The following is a 16549-nucleotide window of genomic DNA, read 5'->3' on the forward strand; positions in this document are numbered from 1 at the left end:
TAACAATTAATGTAACTTGGGAGTAGATTTAATGTCGTTTAACCGAGAAATGATCTGCTCTTCAGTTTGCTTGAGCCAGTCATAGCGTTTTGTGTACAAGCGGCGTTTAGTCTTTTTTAGTGTGCCGGCATCTTTACGAAGAGGCTTAATGGGCAAGGAAAACCAATGTTTATCGACCAAAGCTCCGCCATTTTCAGTCCACAACGTGTCGTAATCAAAAGTTATAGCTCCACGTTTAGAACCGATATAGCGCATTGCTTGGTAGATATGACCTTTATTCGAAACAGCTAGAATCTCATCAACTTTCATATAATTAGCAAACATAATTGCCAGTTCAACCATGAGTGACTTTGGTCTTAGTCCATGCAATGAACGCGTCAGTTCTTTGATCTTCTCTTGGCTGTTGGCAATACGCTTGTTTGTACCTTGTAGACAGCCGATGTGCATGGTTCGACGCCCATTATTATCAGAGACATTAAAGGTGACCGAGTAAATGGTGAGCCCGGTGTTGGCCTCCACGAGTCGGATCCCTAGTGAGCCTTCACGAGACTCTCCCGAGAAAGTCTCAATTCTGAACTCATCTCCATTTCTGTCTGCAAAGGTTAGAAGTTCTACGTTAGAAAGGTGCAAATCCACTGTATTTGAACCAAATGTTCGTTCTAAAAGTTCGAAGTGAGAATGCAGTAACGAAGCACGTGTTTTAGGCTTGATGCCAACACAGATAAATGGCTTCAGCGGCTTTTCAAAGATCTTCGGATTCTGCTCTAACAGGTTTGAAAGGTTGTTTTTCTCTTTAAGCTGACGCACCTTGTGAATGATCTTTGGGTTCATAACGCCCCATAGTGTAAAGCGCATATTTTTCTTGATTCGGGTTAAACCTTTGGTATTTGGGTGTACAGCATTTGAAAGCTCAACGATTTGACGAAAGTTTTGCACGTTTACCTCGACTTAGAAAAAAAGCATCGTTGAAAATAAAGAACGACGCTCCATAAAATGATAAGTAGGTGTTAGTGAAAAATTCGTGAAACCTGACTAGTTGGTTTCTATCAATCACAATAGTTAAACGCGATTAGAGAGAGTTTGTTTCGAGAGGGAGCTAAATAAGAGAAGTGTCAGTATTCTTATAAAATAATGCTAAACATATCAATATTTTATCAATTGGCGTTTTCGGTTTGATTTTTTAATGATAGGGTCGCCGAATAATTATATTGATAAGAATAAAGGTTTTATATGAATAAGTTTCTGGGTGTCGCGTTAGTTGCCGCTATGAGTATTTCAGGTTGTAAAAGTATTCCTACGTCGGCTACGGACACATTGTCAGAACCGCAAGGTAACGGCGCATTAGCTATCGCGACCGATATATCTAAGCACGATTCAACTTACCCGTGTGTGACATTCTCGTTTGATATACAAGAAAAAGTCGATGGTAAATTAGTTGATTCTGAACCACAGACCTTACGTGTATTTGTGTATGAAGATACAAAGTACGCACTGTTTGATGGTATTAAACCGGGAAACTATGTATTAACGCAGTTTCGATGCAATATGCGTCGTGGTCTTGTTGCCAACGATGGAAGATCGTTTCTTAGTCTTGATCTAGAAACTGAGCATACGATTAGGGCTAATACAATAACGATGTCTTCAAACTTCATTCACGCGACTCAAGATGAAGATCGTTCCTTTGCTTTACACGTTGGTATTTGGCAACCACATGATGCTGTGCATTTCCAGAATCTACTGACGAACGAAGTGAGTAATAAATGGGAAGTGAGTGACTTTGAAGGTTAGTTAAGTACATCACTATGGCAGCCTCCATCGCTGCCATAGTGACTGTGAGTGAACGAGTTATTTTAATGCTAACGCTAAACCAAAAGATACTAATCCAACCCCACACGCTTGATTGAGCCTTTTCTTGGCTTTCAACAAGTGTTTTTGTAGCGTCTTCGAAGTAAATAACATTGCGACAATTCCAAACCACAAGCCGTGAAGAATAATCATGTAAAGCCCGTAACCGAGTGCGACATGTTGGTTCGCAGCGTCAGGTGAGATGACTTGGCTGAAGATGCTTAAGAAGAACAACATGGTTTTAGGGTTGAGCACGTTACATAAGAAGCCTTGTGCCAAGTAGCGCCAGATACTGATACTTTGCATCGTTCCTTCCATAGGTCCGAGTTTACTGTCTGCGCTTAGGATGCCCTTTATGCCTAGGTAAATAAGGTAAGCGGCACCTGCGTATCGAATGATGTCGAAAAGCTGCTCATTCTGTGAGATTAAGTAACTAATGCCTAGCATCGAATAACTGATGTGAACACAAATCGCTAAGCTGACACCTATTGCAGTCCAAATACCGGCTTGTCTTCCTTGATTAACACTGTTCTTCAAAACCAAAACGAAATCAGCACCTGGGCATATAACAATCAATAGTCCTAACACCGCCAAGCTTAACCACTCCATAAATACTCCAATTCTCTTATTTGATGAGCCGTCATTGTATGGTTTTTGTTTGCTGCCTATAATCGAAATGAATTCCATTTATATGTGAGAAATAATCACACATGAGGCATCTTAAAGCATTTCATGTTTTCCATGTCGCAGCTCATTCTACGAGTTACAGTGAAGCGGCAGAAAAACTCAATATTACCCATGGTGCGGTGAGCAAACAGATCAAGGTTCTGGAAAACCATCTGTCTCAAACTCTGTTTTATAAGCAGGGTCGTAATGTATATTTGACCAAAGAGGGTGAGTTACTCAAAGGCTACACAGAGCAAGCGTTTCAGGCGTTGGACACAGGCGTTCGAAAGCTCAACCAACTTAACAACCATGCACTCGAGGTGTCGTGTGAACCAACATTAACCATGCGTTGGTTGATGCCACGTTTAGGTGATTTTTACGCCGAGTCGGGCATTGATGTTCGTTTGTCTACCGCTGGTGGGGCTGTGAATTTAGATGCGACTGGGCTCGATATGGCGATTCGCCGAGATGACTTTAAATTAACCGAAAGTTACGAACAGATACCGTTAGTTGAAGAGTGGGTAGGCCCTGTGTGTTCCCTGGATTACTGGCAACAGGTAAAAGATAACTTAGGTGATGTGAAATTACTGCACAGCAGCACGCGACCAAATGCTTGGGGTGATTGGGGAGCTATCACTGAAGACACAGGTAATAGCGGAGAGCTGTCAAAATCTACTGCGAGCCAAACATTTGCACACTTCTACTTTTGCTTTCAGGCGGCTGTCGATGGGTTAGGCATAGCGCTTGGGTCGTATCCACTTGTCGCCGATGATATTGAAAGAGGTAACTTGATCGCGCCGTTTGGATTTGTATCTTCTGGCCATCAGTACATATTGCTCACACAAGATAGCAATCAGGATGAGTCAGGGCATTCGTTCGTGACTTGGTTGAAGAGCGAGTTGTCGCAGTGTGTTCCAGTTACTAAAAACTAATAGTATCTCTAAGTCAGAAGTTAATTCCCCCTTGATGTTGAGTGTTTCGCAAGTGCATGAGGCGGAACACCAAACGCTTTCTTGAAAGCATTGGTGAAGTTTGAAGGGTGCTGATAACCTGCTTCATAGGCGGCTTCAGTTATTGATACCAAGCCACGTTCTAAGTGTTGGCGCGCGATATCTAAGCGTCGGTGGCGAATGTAGCCGTTGATCGTCAGGTTGTAAGACTGCTTAAATCGACGTTGTAAGTTGGAGATACTCATTGAGAATCGACCTGCGATGCTTTCCAGACTGAGTGGCTTATCTAGGTTAATTTCAATGTAGCTGATGATGTCTTCAATCTTGGCATCGAACCCTTTTTCAGCCGACACTTGGTTATCGTTTTGGTCCAAACCAACGTTCTTATCCGTGCCATTTGGACTAGCGTTAATATCCTCAGACGTGCACTCTTGGCAACATTGAATCGGCATCTGAGACAAGGTTTGAGCAAGCAACTGCTGAGTCAAAGTCTCTACGACAAGCTTGTCTTGAAAGTTGGTCGGTGTCGCTTGGCCAGTGAGTGTATTGGCGAGTTGAATGATGTCAGCGTTGAACTGCACATCGTAAAACGCCTTGTGTGAATCTAAGAATGATTTGCTTGAACAGTGGTCACTTAAACGTGGTTTTACCCATTGTGGCTTAACCAAGATGTTGATCTTATTCATCTTGTTATCTTGAATTAATGAACGCCTAAAGTTAGCTGGTTTGGCTAAGTTGACGACCACGCCTTGTGGTCCATTGCTGGCATCGAGATCGAACTCGAGATCATCGTAGCCAAAGGTGAGTTTTCCTTCGAGAAGAATGGTAATCAAGATTGCGGAGTGAGCCGTTGAAACGATGTTGCTGTCTACCAATTCAATACAGCGGCCGCCATGCACAAAAATTAGGTCATTGTATTGATAAGAAAGGAATTGACCTTCAGCAAGTGAGGTCTGCTTGGTTTGACCTTGTGTCACAATGATCTGCTTTTCAGTCTGCTCTAGCTTTTTGGTTAGAGCGACTTTTTTCGTTAACGCAGGCTTATTCGTTAACACAGCTTTCTTGTTTAACTCGACTCTTCCAGTCATAGCCGTTTCGGCAAGTTTAGTTTGCTCTGACGCTACTTCACCCATTTGACCTTTCCTCATAACAGCTATGCGTTTTCGCATAAGCAAATCATCTGTTCATTTATAAACTACAACCCTATCATGTTTGCGAATTATTATCATTTACATCTAGGATTGAATTATGGAAAGCCCAGTCAGCTCAACAATCAAGCTTTCAACCCTCTGTATTGCCATAGCCAGTGCGTTTAGTAGCCCTGTGATGGCAGAAGAGAGCACATCGCACTTTGATGAAGTGGTGGTGTGGGGAACGAAGGTATCCAGTAACACCGAATCTATCATTGCCGATGACATGTCACTTAAACAAGCAGACCATTTGTCGGACTTACTGCGTGAAATTCCCGGTGTTGATGTTGGCGGAACGCACTCGGTCAACCAACGAATTACCATCCGTGGTTTAAGTGAAACTGACTTAGATATTCGACTCGACGGTGCTTCTCAGCACGCGAACATGTTCCACCATATTGGTAACCTCACTCTTAACCCAGACATTTTGAAATCGGCCGATATCCAAGTGGGTAACAACTCGGTCACGCAAAATGGGTTAGGCGGTTCTGTGCTATTTGAAACCAAAGACGCAAAAGATCTGCTTCGTTACGATGAGAGCTTTGGCGCCCGTGTTTATGGTGGCTATGCCACGAATGCAAGCCAGCAAGGTTCATTAACTGTGTATGGCTTATTGTCAGATAACGTCGATGCCATGCTCTACAGTCACTACATGAGCCGTGATGATTTTAAAGACGGCGATGGCAATGAAACCTTTGGTTCAGAAGGGGATGTGTACAACATCCTCGGTAAGATTGGTTTTGAGCCGAGTGACTTACACCGTTTTGAGCTCGCTTATGATCTCTACCGTGATAGCGGTGATTACAGCCCGCGTCCAGATATGTCGGGTGGTGCGAATGAAGGCTTGTCTAACGATATTCTCATTCCCACCGATTATGACCGTGACACAATAACGGCGAGCTATGAACTACGAGGTGAAAGCCATAAGGGTAACGTTACTCTGTATAACACAGAGACCGAGATTCAGCGTGATGAGAGCGTTATGGCACCGCGTTGGCCATCGAATCGCTTGTCTAACAACACTGCGAAGAACCAAAACTTTGGCTTGAATGCTAAGTTCCAATCGGACTACCGCTTAATGTCGTTTGATAATATCGCGACCTATGGCTTTGACTATATGGACAAGTCATCAAGCAGCTATTATGGCAGCAGTAAGTTTATGGACGAGTCAGCAATTTCTACCGCACTTTTTGTTGAAGACCAGTTCTACTTTACTCAAGCCTTTTCTATCACCGCAGGTGTTCGCTTTGATGATTACCAGCGTAAAGCTGAGACAGGAAACGACGATTTTGACGACGTAACATGGTCGTTGGCAACACAATGGGATGTGACTCAAGATTGGACCTTGTTTGCGAGTACGCGTTCATTGTTCAAAGGCCCAGAGTTGATGGAAACCTTTATTGCTTACCAAGATGTCGCGTATCTGGCGGACGATATCAAAGCTGAAACAGGGCAGAACACACAAGGTGGCGTGCGTTTTGATAAGCGTATCGATGATCACTTCGTTGGGGCTAACCTAACCGTGTTCCAAACCAATATTGATGATTACATTACTGAAGAGTACCAGGCTGCAAGCCAGAGTTACTTGATTTACAACTTGGGTGATGTCGAGATTAAGGGCTTCGAGGCAAGCTTGTCTTACGGTTACGAGATGTTTAACAGTAAGCTGTCTTATGCGCGTTCAGATACTAAGAACAAAGACACAGGCGGCGCTGTCGCGGGTGGCAATGGTCGCAGTATTGATATGGGCGGTAGCATCACGTTGACTCTGGATTACCAGTCTGAAGCGTTGGAAACGATCTTTGGTTGGAACTCGATGTTTGTTAAAGACGAAGACAATGTATTCGATGGTCAGCCAATTAAAGAAGGTTACGATGTTCATAACCTTTACGCACAATGGGTGCCATCAAATGTTGACGGACTGTCTGTTACCTTTGGTATCGATAACGTGTTTGATGAGCAATACACCTCACACGCATCTCGTTCAGGAACAGCAAGAGGCTTTACTTTGGATGACTATGAACCTGGCCGTAACTACAAGCTTTCCGCCGCGTATCAGTTCTAGGAAAGACATAAACTCGTAGGTTTGGTTAGCGCGATAGACTCACGGTCGTAGGGATCCGCAAAGTTTATCGTTCGAAATTGAAGTTATCCGTTTAAGTCATTCGTTCTAGTGAAAAGAAAAGCGCTTCTAGAGCAAGGAATCGAGAGGTGCTTTAGTTTTTGATTGTCTGGGCAGTTAATCAGGCTCCATAATGCTATTCAATAGGCAGAGACAAGACACCACCATTGAGTTCGACTTGGTTTAGCCATTCTGTTGGAATCGCGCCGTCTTCTTCATAGAAGCAAGCTGCTAATACTGCGCCAATTACAATCGCACGCCCGCAGCTATCACCGCCACATAAGATGTTGTCGCGAATGCCTTGTTTAAAACTCTGAGCGCCAGCAATAATGCGAATCAGTAGTGGGAAAGCGGCGCTCAATTCACAATGTAATCCGAACTTTTTCGCGGCATCTGTTATTGAAAGCTCGGGCTCAGCCAGTGCTTCATCGATTTGATCGTGTATAAACTTGCTGCAGGTTTGTCGCACCATTTCTACCGATTGAAGTGGAGAGTTGCCTTGAATAGCAGCTTGAATCAGTAGAGTAATCGCTTGTGCCCACTCTACCGCTTTATCATTATTATTAGTGACTCGAACCGCACTTTCGACCATAGCCGGTAAGGTGTGAGAGGTGTAGGTACATGCCACTAACGGAATAAGTTTTGAAACCGCAGGTAATTGGGTGTCATCTGCGCCACAGGCTGTGATTGGAGCATCAGCTAGCTCTAGTTGATGTATGTTCAGCAAGCTCATACGAGTCGCTTTATCAATGTAACCTTGCCAACTACCACCAAAATCAAACCAGAAACGGAAGTGCTTAATGTAACTCGCTTCGTCGTAGTGTTGATTATCGACTAGGCTATCGACCATCGCCAATAACTGAGCACCGTATTGTGATTGGTCGCCAGCGGTTTTACCTTGGTGGGCGAAGTAGCCCTTGTCTTGATAATCGAACTGGTTTGGTGAGCGAAATTCTGGTTCAAACCCCGCCACGTGTAAGATCCTCTCTTGGTCATACAACCAATGCAGCCCCATGGAAGCGGCGTCTCCAACCAATGCGCCAACAACGGCGTAAAAAGCTCTTTCTTTATGATTGTCCATGCTGAGTGAAGTCCTTGAGAAGATCCAATGGAATTTGATACTTCAAGTATAGTGTCTAAATGATGGGTTTGCTGTGTTTCAGTAGAGAGTTTTTAAGCAATTAATCCTGATTGGTCAATGGGTTAAACCAATCAGGATAAGTGGATGAATATTATGACTTAGGTGGCTATGTTGGCATCTAACAGACGCTTGAATACACGTCTAAATAAACAGTGACACTAGCGGTTAAGGTAAACACTCGATCGTTGTTCAATGACTTTGAAAATACGTGAAAGCGTGAAACATAACGCGAAGTAAACCGCGCCAACAATCAGCCAGATCTCGAAGATCAAACCGGAAGAGTTCGCCATTTCAGTGCCAACAAATGTCATTTCTTGAATCGAAATCAGCGACACAATCGAGGTATCTTTTACTAGAGAAATTGCCTGACCCGCTAAAGGTGGTGTAATTGCGGTTAATACCTGTGGGCCAACCACATATCGATACTTAGAGAATGCAGACAATCCGAGTGAATCAGCCGCTTCCCATTGGCCTTTAGGGATGCTTTCTAAGCCAGCTCGAATAACCTCAGCGATATAAGCGGAAGAGAGCAGGCCAATACAGATTACGCCAGAGGCTAAGTTTTCCCAAAGGTTTGCAGGCCCGAATAGGAAATCTTGAACAGCGTTAATTTCACCATTGTGTTCACGTAAAAGGGTTTCTAAACCAAGCAAAGGGATCAACTGGTTAGAGACAAAGAAGTAAAAGATAAACACAAACACCAATGGTGGAATGTTTCGAACCAACTGGATGAAAAGCAGCGCCGGTGTTTTGAATAAAGCGATCTTAGAGTGTCTTGCTACTCCTAACAGTGTGCCGAAAGAGAGTGCTAAGACCATGCTCCATAAGCTCAAACGCAATGTTGCGACCAAGCCTTGGAAGAAATAAGGAATACTGCCTTGAGACGGTGGAATAAAGATTAACGTGAACGCGTCTTCCCATCGCCACTGATAATTAATACCGACAGCAGAGCGATAATAAAGCCAACCTGCGAACGCACAAATGATGGCAAACAACACTCCATCTAATAGATTGAGGCGTTGATACCAAGGCTTCGAGTGAAGGTTGGGCTTGGGCGTTGATAATGCGCTAGTACTACTCACGTCATTCCTGTTTAAACGATGATAATTAATGTGTTGTGAGAGGTGGCTACGAGTTTATAGCTATCTCGGGTGTTTCTTAAAAGGCAGTACCAGCAAGGTACTGCCTTGATTAGTTATTTAGCGAATAACTAGCTTTAGATTACTGACCTTGAGCAATCTGGTCTTGCCAATCTAGAGTAGAGAACCAGTACTCGTAACGCTCTTTCAACCAACCGTCTTCAGTACGTGCTTTGATCCACTCGTTGAAGAACTCAGTTTTGTCTGTTTCGCCTAGGCGCACAGCAAATGCTTCGTTACCTTTTGACAGACGCTCTTCAAATGGAATGAATAGTGTGTCTGCGTTTTTGATCGCTTCGTGCTCTGGTTTCGGGCTAGAGGCGATAACCGCGTGAGCATTGCCGTTTAGCACTTCTTGGAACGCTTGAGCATCGTCATCAAACTGAAGTACTTTTGCTTTCGGGAAAGTTTCACGAGCCACTTGAACCGTGAATGCGCCGCGACGAGCTGCAATTTTCACACGGCGAGAATCGAAATCAGAGATTTGAGTAAAACCTTCAGCCAATTCTTTGTTTGCTGCTAGTTGAACACCTGAATGAGAGTAAGGTTCAGTAAACAACACACTCTTAGAGCGTGCTTCAGTGATCGACAAACCACCGATGATTACATCAAACTTGTTCGATAGTAGAGAAGGAATGATGCCATCCCATGCCGTCGGTACGAATTCAACTTTCCAGCCTGAATCTTCAGCGAGGCGTTTTGCTACATCGATTTCAAAGCCAACTAGATCGCCTTGTTTGTTGCGCATTGCCCAAGGTACAAAAGTCGACATACCAACACGTAGAGAGCCACGTTCGTTGATTTTATCTAGGTTAGGCGTTTCAGAAGCAAGTGCAGGCAAACTTACGGCAAGCGCAAGTAGAGCTGTAATTGCGGTTTTAAATAGCTTCATGCTGATAAATCCTTATTGTGTTCGCCAGTTAGCTCCGAGCTTATGCTCAAGCCAAGCTGCAACGGCAGAAAGTGAAAGTGTAAGTGCGAGATAAATGATCGCCACAGAGAACCAGATCTCAAATGGCATCGCGGTTTCAGAAACAATGTTTCTGGCTTCGGTTGTCAGGTCAAAAATAGCCATGACACTCACAATCGAAGAGTTTTTGATAAGGGAGATAACCTCATTCGTTAAAGGTGGCAACGTGCGTTGTACCACCTGAGGAAGAATCACATCCCAATAAGTATAGGTCTTTGATAAGCCCAAAGATTGAGCGGCTTCAAATTGTCCTTTAGCAATGCCATTTAAACCGGCTCGGAATATCTCGGCAGTGTATGCCCCTTGGAAAAGTGCCAAGGCTAAAACAGCCGTGCTAAAGCGATCCAGCCCTAATACGGGGCCAAACACAAAATAGAGCAAGTAAATTTGTACTAACAACGGCGTATTACGAATCAACTCGACATAGCTGATAGCTAAGGTTCGCCCAACCACAGAATTGGAGTTGCGTAGCAGGGCTGTGGTTAAACCAATAGCCAACGTAGCGACCAAAGAAATCAGAGAGATATTGATGGTGACGAGTAGCCCTTCCATCAATTCTGCAGGCCACCATTCGCCGTCTTCGTAAAAAGCGATGTAGTCGGGCACGCGTTCCCACTGCCACCTGTACCCCATAGCTTGTGCGCCAGAGTCGAGGATCCAGATAACAGCTGCCGCGAGCACAACAATTTGTATCAATGCAGACAGGGCAGGTTTCACTATTTTAAGCAGCATCAGTAAGTCAGAATCTGATTTAGGAACGCTTGAGTACGCTCGTGTTGAGGATTCTCGAACAGGCATTGTGGTGTATTGGATTCCACGATTTGTCCTTCGTCCATAAATATGACACGGTCCGCAACACGTTTCGCAAAGCCCATTTCGTGTGTCACACACACCATGGTAATCCCTTCACTTGCAAGCTCAACCATCACATCAAGCACTTCATTGATCATTTCCGGATCAAGAGCAGATGTTGGTTCATCAAACAATAGAAGTTCTGGCTTCATACAAAGAGAGCGAGCAATCGCAACACGTTGTTGTTGGCCACCAGAAAGTTGAGCTGGGTACTTATTCGCTTGCTCTGCAATGTGCACACATTCGAGATAATGCATAGCCGTTTTCTCTGCTTCTTCTTTGCTTTTCTTGAGCGTACGAATTGGGGACAGAGTTAGGTTTTCAAGCACAGTAAGATGGGGGAACAAATGGAAGTGCTGAAACACCATTCCGACTTGACCTGGCGTGTTGAATTTGCACGGAAGCGCTTGTTCTAGCACGGAAAGCTCGCCACTTTCGAAGGGTTCTAGCTGATTGATACAGCGGATCAAAGTTGATTTCCCTGAACCTGACGGCCCGCAAATCACCACTATCTCTCCCTGTTCAATATTTAAATCGATATCCTTTAGGGCATGAAAATCACCATACCACTTGTTAAGTGACTTAAACTTAACCATTTCCTTGAGATTGTTCAAATCGTTGTTCATACCTAGTAAAGAGACAGGTTTACCTTAACAATATAGAAATATGATTGCACATAAAATTAGGGACTTATGAGAATTTAATAGCATCTTGTAGGGCAAATAAAAAGCAGCGCCCGAAATGGACGCTGCTTCTGATATACGTAGGGCCAAAGTATTTGGTTCAGTGTGATGCCATAAATCTTGTTTACGGCACTTCACTTGTTCAAATTGTCTTTGTCATTCTATGTTGTACGGCTTTGTTTAAGCTTTAGTGAGCTTAGTGAATCGCAGACTCTAGAATCTCACGTGTTTTCTCTGGCGTGATTGCTTGGTTCTCACCAAGTTGCAGGTAACCGTGTGATTCAAGCTGAGCAACAACGTTGTCGATTGCTGCTGCTTTAGTTGCTTCGTAGCCGTCAAACATAGTTGCAACGTCTAGGCTGTGGTAGAACGCTTCGATTGCATCGATAGTGCGCTCCGCTAAATCAGCACCCGCTTCTAGAGCAAACACGTTACGACCCATTTGCTCTAGCTTGCCACGCTTCGCTTCGATTTGGTTACGAAGTAGTGAAGGTTGAACAATCGCAAGAGAACGCGCGTGGTCTACGTGCCATAGTGCTGTGAACTCGTGGCCAATCATGTGTGTTGCCCAATCTTGAGGAACACCCGTACCAATCAGGCCGTTAAGTGCTTGGTTTGCTGTCCACATTAGGTTTGCACGCCATGCGTCGTTGTCACGCTCGTCGTATTGCTTACCCAGTACAAGTAGGTTTTTCAGCAGTGTTTCTGCGTAACCGTCCTGAACCATCGCGTCTGTTGGCATTGTGATGTACTGCTCACACACGTGGACCCAAGCATCAACTAAACCATTAACTAGCTGGCGTTCAGGCAGAGACTTCATTACATCTGGGTCCATTACCGCAAACTTAGGCTGTACTGCAGGGTTAAGGAAAGCCAGCTTCTCTTGAGTCGCTTTACGCGTGATTACCGCACCCATGTTAGATTCAGAACCTGTAGCAGGAAGCGTTAATACTGCGCCGATTGGCGTTGCTTCTGTTACTTGGTGTTTGCCCGCTAGGATGTCCCAACCGTCACCGTCGTATTTAGCTGCTGCAGCCACATACTTAGAACCATCGATTACCGAACCACCGCCAACAGCGATAATGAATTCTACGTTTTCTTCTTTAACAAGAGCGACGGCTTTGTCTAGCGTCTCTTTCGTTGGGTTTGCTTCAACACCAGAAAACTCAATCCAAGCATGATCTTTAAGAGATGCGACTACTTGGTCGTAAACACCATTGCTCTTGATTGAACCGCCACCGTAGATGACAAGTACTTTCTTTGAAGTATCAACCGCTTGGCTGATAGCGTTGATTTGGCCTTGGCCGAAGTGAATTACTGTAGGGTTAACATAAGTAAATTGCATTGTAGGTTCCTTGTGTAAAGCTAGATTTTTTATTCTGATTTATTGCTCAATTTCTATATTTGCATATTAGTACAGGAATTTAGGGTGGTGAAGGCCAGTTCCTCCAAATTAATTGCCTATTTCTACAAACTTGTTATTCTTTTTGGGCTTTTGTGCAAATACACTCCGCACCTTGAATGGAATATCACCAGTTATGAATACACTCGCTCAGTTAATGCAGTCTTACGTTGAATACAAAGGTTGGGATGATCTCGAAGGGATCAGAGAAACTGAGATCGAGGGTGTCTGGTTTTACCGAAGTAGTGGTGGTAACCAGCGCCAACCTTTTACCTATCAGTCTGGCATCATCATGCTCGGGCAGGGTAAAAAGAACATCTATATCGGCGAAAGGCCTGTTACTTACGCCGCGGGCGACTACCTCGTCGTTGGTGTGCCAATGCCATTAGAGTGCGAAGCCTTACCCGTCGATGGAGACCCCTTGCTTGGTTTGTCTATTAACATTGATTCTCAGCGTTTACACAGCTTGGTGAAAAAGCTAGAAGACCAAGGCTTTCTCGAAAGTTACTGCAACAAACATAAGCAGAACTCGAGTGGTTTAGAGTCGACCCCTATGGAAGATAGGATGCTAGAAAGCTTTACTCGACTTATCAAGACGCTGCATTGCGATATCGAAGCCAACATATTGGGCGATGCGCTTGTTAGCGAAATTGTTTATCGCGCGCTTACAGGTTCAGAGGGGCGTGTGTTATTCGATCTTGCCCATCACGACGGCCATTACGCACGCGTTGCCAAAGCACTGTCTAAAGTACATGAAGAGTATGACCAAACCATTACCGTTCAATCGTTAGCCGATGAAGCGAACATGAGTGTGTCTGCTTTCCATAATGCTTTTCGTAACGTCACCTTTGAATCACCACTTCAATACTTGAAGAAGGTAAGGCTCAACAAAGCCAAAGAGTTGATTCAGTTAGAAGGCCTACGAATTAACGATGCCGCACGCCGAGTCGGCTATTCTAGCCCGTCCCAATTCAGCCGCGAATTTAAGCGTCACTTCAATACCACCCCAAGAGCTGTTTAGCCTTTACTCAATATCTATGTTCCGAAACGTGCGGTATTTCATGATATACGATATCACACGTATTTTTCGGTTGATCGAGGAGTATTTATTTTATAAATACTTGTTCGTGTATAAATCATAGTCATTTGAAGAACACCTAAATTACATACGTTCTCTAGGAGGTAGTTTGCTCGATCTATTGAAAAAAGTAGCGCTAATTAATTTAACAGCAGCGTTGATTGTTTTAGCGCTTTCTCAGTTTTTTCCTTTCTTTGCCACAACAAGGCTCGTCGACTTCTTGTTTTTTGTAGTCATTGTTATCTGGGTTCTAGCAAAGTTAATGTGGGAAGGTGGTGTTCAGAGTAAAACGACACGCCTTGATGACCCAATTACAGATAAAGTCTACAAAATGGTCGAAGGGCATGACTTTGATAAAGACCAACAAGAACACTACCGAATGAATTACCAGACAGGCTTAGTGTTGTTCATCGCTGGTTTACCCGCTTTCATTGCTTGCTTTGTTCTGCAATTTCTTTGAATTGAAGGTTAACCAGACCCAATGGCGTCTATGGCGAGTCTTGACGCCATCTTCATTTCAGAAAACAGCACTTCTTAGTATCACAACCAACTTTCTCACGCAGTTATCCTAAACATGTCACTTGTTTAATTATATGAGTAAATGTATCTAACCATGGGCTTTGTCCGATTGTTGGTATTTGATTATCGAACATATTATTAACTTACTCGTATAAAATAGCCTCTTAAAAATAATTAGTTAAATAGCTTAAGAGTTTATTCATAATGTTTTATTAGTAGTTCAGTGGTCCTGATAATAAGGCTGTTTTATTGTGAACAACCTATCAAACTGCATCTAAATTTCGTAAATTACTTATCACACTACTTGAGAGAGTATTCAGGATTATTGAATAGTTTAAAAATTAAAGAGAATTTAGCAGTTGATAAAGCCAAATGTGACGGATATTTAGTCGTGTGATGACTAATTATTCTGTAACTTGCTGAATTATAGTCACCTTAGAGTCTGACGGGTATCACGTTTACCCTAAAATAATTAACTTAACATGGCGCTACTTTAATCATTCTTTCCAATACGATTGTTCAAAATAAACACGTATTCCTATATTATTAAAAGGATAATTTCGATGAGTAGCGATATCATTAAATTTTCAAGAAATACTGAAAACGCACCAACAAATTCTGTATCTACACAAACGGTCGCTTTTTCTCATTATAATAACTTTTCAGCTCAATTACCTGTCGATCCTAAAACAGGTGAAGTTGTGATTGGTGATATTAAAGACCAAGCAGCACAATGCTTAAATAATATTAAGGCTATTGTTGAAAGCATCGACCATGTTATGGATGATGTTGTGAAGATTAATGTTTTCGTTAAGAATATTTCTGATATCGATGCTATCGATGAAGTTTACAAAAGCTTCTTCCAAAACAGTCTACCTACACGCACTGTTGTGGGCATAGCTGCGCTTCCAAACAGTGACGCTTTAGTTCAAATGGATGCGCTTATTTCAAACGGCGAAGGCACTAAACCACAAGCACCTTGCGCTCTAGTGAAGGTATCAAGAAATACAGATAACGCCCCTCAAAGTACTGTATCGACGCAGACAGCGGCTTTTTCTCACTACAACAACCTTTCAGCTCAATTGCCTATCGATGTAAATACAGGTGAGTTGGTTTCAGGTGGTATCACAGAACAAACGACACAATGTTTAGCAAACATTAAAACGATTCTAGAGAGCATCGGTCATGTCATGAACGATGTGGTTAAAACCACGATTTACCTTAAAAATATTGAAGATGCAGAAAAGGTAAATGAAGTTTGCGCTAAGTTCTTCCCAAGTTATGTACCAGCAAGAACACTTGTTAATGCTGCTGAACTACCAATGGGTGCTTTAGTTCAAATCGATACGTCCGTTTCACACGGCGATGGCACACCGCCACAACTGCCAGAAGACACTCGCTTACTGATTATTGAAGCTAATAATACGGTGGCTGCACCGTTTATGCCTTATTCGCACACTGTTGCTTTCTCTCACTACAATCATATTTCTGGTCAATTACCTGTAGATCCGAAAACCAATGAGGTGGTTGCTGGTGGCATAAAAGAGCAAGCTGAACAGTGCCTTAAGAATATTCAGACGATCATTGAAAGTGTTGACCACAGCATGGACGATACGGTGAAAATTAATGTTCAGCTTAAAGATGTTTCAGATATTGATGTAGTGAACGAGATTTACACCACATTCTTTAATGCTGAATTACCGGCAAGAACGGTGGTAGGGGTTTCAGAGATTCCTATGAATGCTCTAATTCAAATTGATGCCGTCGTTTCTAACTGCGAAGGCACACCTCCACAAGACGTTGTTGCTTAATTCACTGAACCCAATTCGAATATAGCGATCCAAGGTCGGCTCTAACTTCTGAACAAGGAGTTAGAGCCGATTCTCTGATTAGCTAACCCTATTTAAATACATAACCCCTTTGTTAAGCTTCACTACACAACTCACTCTAAACAAGCTTCTGCCAACGTATGGCGTTTATTGATGCGAAGTG

General features: G+C 43.3%; 15 protein-coding genes. 6 read left to right on the forward strand and 9 right to left on the reverse strand.

Features of this window, described 5'->3' with window-relative positions; all coding sequences use genetic code 11:
• Positions 1-6 precede the first annotated feature (6 nt).
• The gene (locus tag L1D37_RS21565) at positions 7-936 is read right to left on the reverse strand and encodes a VirK/YbjX family protein (RefSeq protein ID WP_239849131.1); all 930 of its coding nucleotides are present in this window, start codon (positions 934-936) and stop codon (positions 7-9) included.
• 294 nt (positions 937-1230) lie between these two features.
• Here L1D37_RS21565 and L1D37_RS21570 point away from each other — a divergent pair, with 294 nt between their 5' ends.
• Positions 1231-1788 carry a hypothetical protein gene (locus L1D37_RS21570; RefSeq protein ID WP_239849132.1) on the forward strand — a complete coding sequence of 186 codons (558 nt, stop codon included), beginning with the start codon at positions 1231-1233 and terminating at the stop codon, positions 1786-1788.
• Between the two features lie 57 nt (positions 1789-1845).
• Here the strand turns inward: L1D37_RS21570 and L1D37_RS21575 are convergent, their stop codons facing one another.
• Positions 1846-2454 carry a LysE family translocator gene (locus L1D37_RS21575; protein WP_239849133.1) on the reverse strand — a complete coding sequence of 203 codons (609 nt, stop codon included), beginning with the start codon at positions 2452-2454 and terminating at the stop codon, positions 1846-1848.
• A gap of 101 nt (positions 2455-2555) precedes the next feature.
• Between L1D37_RS21575 and L1D37_RS21580 the strand changes: the two genes are divergently transcribed.
• On the forward strand, positions 2556-3443 hold the full coding sequence (locus L1D37_RS21580; protein ID WP_239849134.1) for a LysR family transcriptional regulator: 888 nt from the start codon (positions 2556-2558) through the stop codon (positions 3441-3443).
• A gap of 20 nt (positions 3444-3463) precedes the next feature.
• Here L1D37_RS21580 and L1D37_RS21585 read toward each other — a convergent pair whose 3' ends face one another.
• Positions 3464-4630, reverse strand: a complete 1167-nt coding sequence (locus tag L1D37_RS21585) for an AraC family transcriptional regulator (RefSeq protein WP_239849135.1) — start codon at positions 4628-4630, stop codon at positions 3464-3466.
• Between the two features lie 79 nt (positions 4631-4709).
• Between L1D37_RS21585 and L1D37_RS21590 the strand changes: the two genes are divergently transcribed.
• A complete protein-coding gene (locus tag L1D37_RS21590) occupies positions 4710-6716 on the forward strand; it encodes a TonB-dependent siderophore receptor (RefSeq protein ID WP_239849136.1) in 2007 nt (668 codons plus the stop codon).
• Between the two features lie 193 nt (positions 6717-6909).
• Here L1D37_RS21590 and L1D37_RS21595 read toward each other — a convergent pair whose 3' ends face one another.
• The 6 genes from L1D37_RS21595 to L1D37_RS21620 form a co-directional block, all read right to left on the reverse strand.
• Positions 6910-7854, reverse strand: a complete 945-nt coding sequence (locus L1D37_RS21595; protein WP_239849137.1) for an ADP-ribosylglycohydrolase family protein — start codon at positions 7852-7854, stop codon at positions 6910-6912.
• A gap of 218 nt (positions 7855-8072) precedes the next feature.
• Entirely contained in the window at positions 8073-8996 is a 924-nt protein-coding gene (locus L1D37_RS21600; protein WP_239849138.1) for an amino acid ABC transporter permease, read from the reverse strand.
• Between the two features lie 139 nt (positions 8997-9135).
• Positions 9136-9945, reverse strand: a complete 810-nt coding sequence (locus L1D37_RS21605; RefSeq protein WP_176679545.1) for a transporter substrate-binding domain-containing protein — start codon at positions 9943-9945, stop codon at positions 9136-9138.
• 12 nt (positions 9946-9957) lie between these two features.
• Positions 9958-10755 carry an amino acid ABC transporter permease gene (locus L1D37_RS21610; protein WP_239849139.1) on the reverse strand — a complete coding sequence of 266 codons (798 nt, stop codon included), beginning with the start codon at positions 10753-10755 and terminating at the stop codon, positions 9958-9960.
• Complete coding sequence (locus L1D37_RS21615; RefSeq protein WP_017631248.1) at positions 10755-11501, reverse strand: amino acid ABC transporter ATP-binding protein; 747 nt, start codon at positions 11499-11501, stop codon at positions 10755-10757. The genes L1D37_RS21610 and L1D37_RS21615 overlap by 1 nt, the downstream gene beginning before the upstream one ends.
• A 253-nt stretch (positions 11502-11754) precedes the next feature.
• Complete coding sequence (locus L1D37_RS21620; RefSeq protein WP_239849140.1) at positions 11755-12903, reverse strand: iron-containing alcohol dehydrogenase; 1149 nt, start codon at positions 12901-12903, stop codon at positions 11755-11757.
• 193 nt (positions 12904-13096) lie between these two features.
• Here L1D37_RS21620 and L1D37_RS21625 point away from each other — a divergent pair, with 193 nt between their 5' ends.
• From L1D37_RS21625 to L1D37_RS21635, 3 genes are all read left to right on the forward strand, one after another.
• On the forward strand, positions 13097-13981 hold the full coding sequence (locus tag L1D37_RS21625) for an AraC family transcriptional regulator (RefSeq protein ID WP_239849141.1): 885 nt from the start codon (positions 13097-13099) through the stop codon (positions 13979-13981).
• A 166-nt stretch (positions 13982-14147) separates the two neighbouring features.
• A complete protein-coding gene (locus L1D37_RS21630; protein WP_239849142.1) occupies positions 14148-14498 on the forward strand; it encodes a hypothetical protein in 351 nt (116 codons plus the stop codon).
• A gap of 622 nt (positions 14499-15120) precedes the next feature.
• Positions 15121-16368 carry a RidA family protein gene (locus tag L1D37_RS21635; protein ID WP_239849143.1) on the forward strand — a complete coding sequence of 416 codons (1248 nt, stop codon included), beginning with the start codon at positions 15121-15123 and terminating at the stop codon, positions 16366-16368.
• Positions 16369-16549: the final 181 nt, after the last annotated feature.

The sequence above is a fragment of the Vibrio sp. Isolate33 genome, assembly GCF_022397895.1.
Lineage (GTDB): Bacteria > Pseudomonadota > Gammaproteobacteria > Enterobacterales > Vibrionaceae > Vibrio > Vibrio pomeroyi.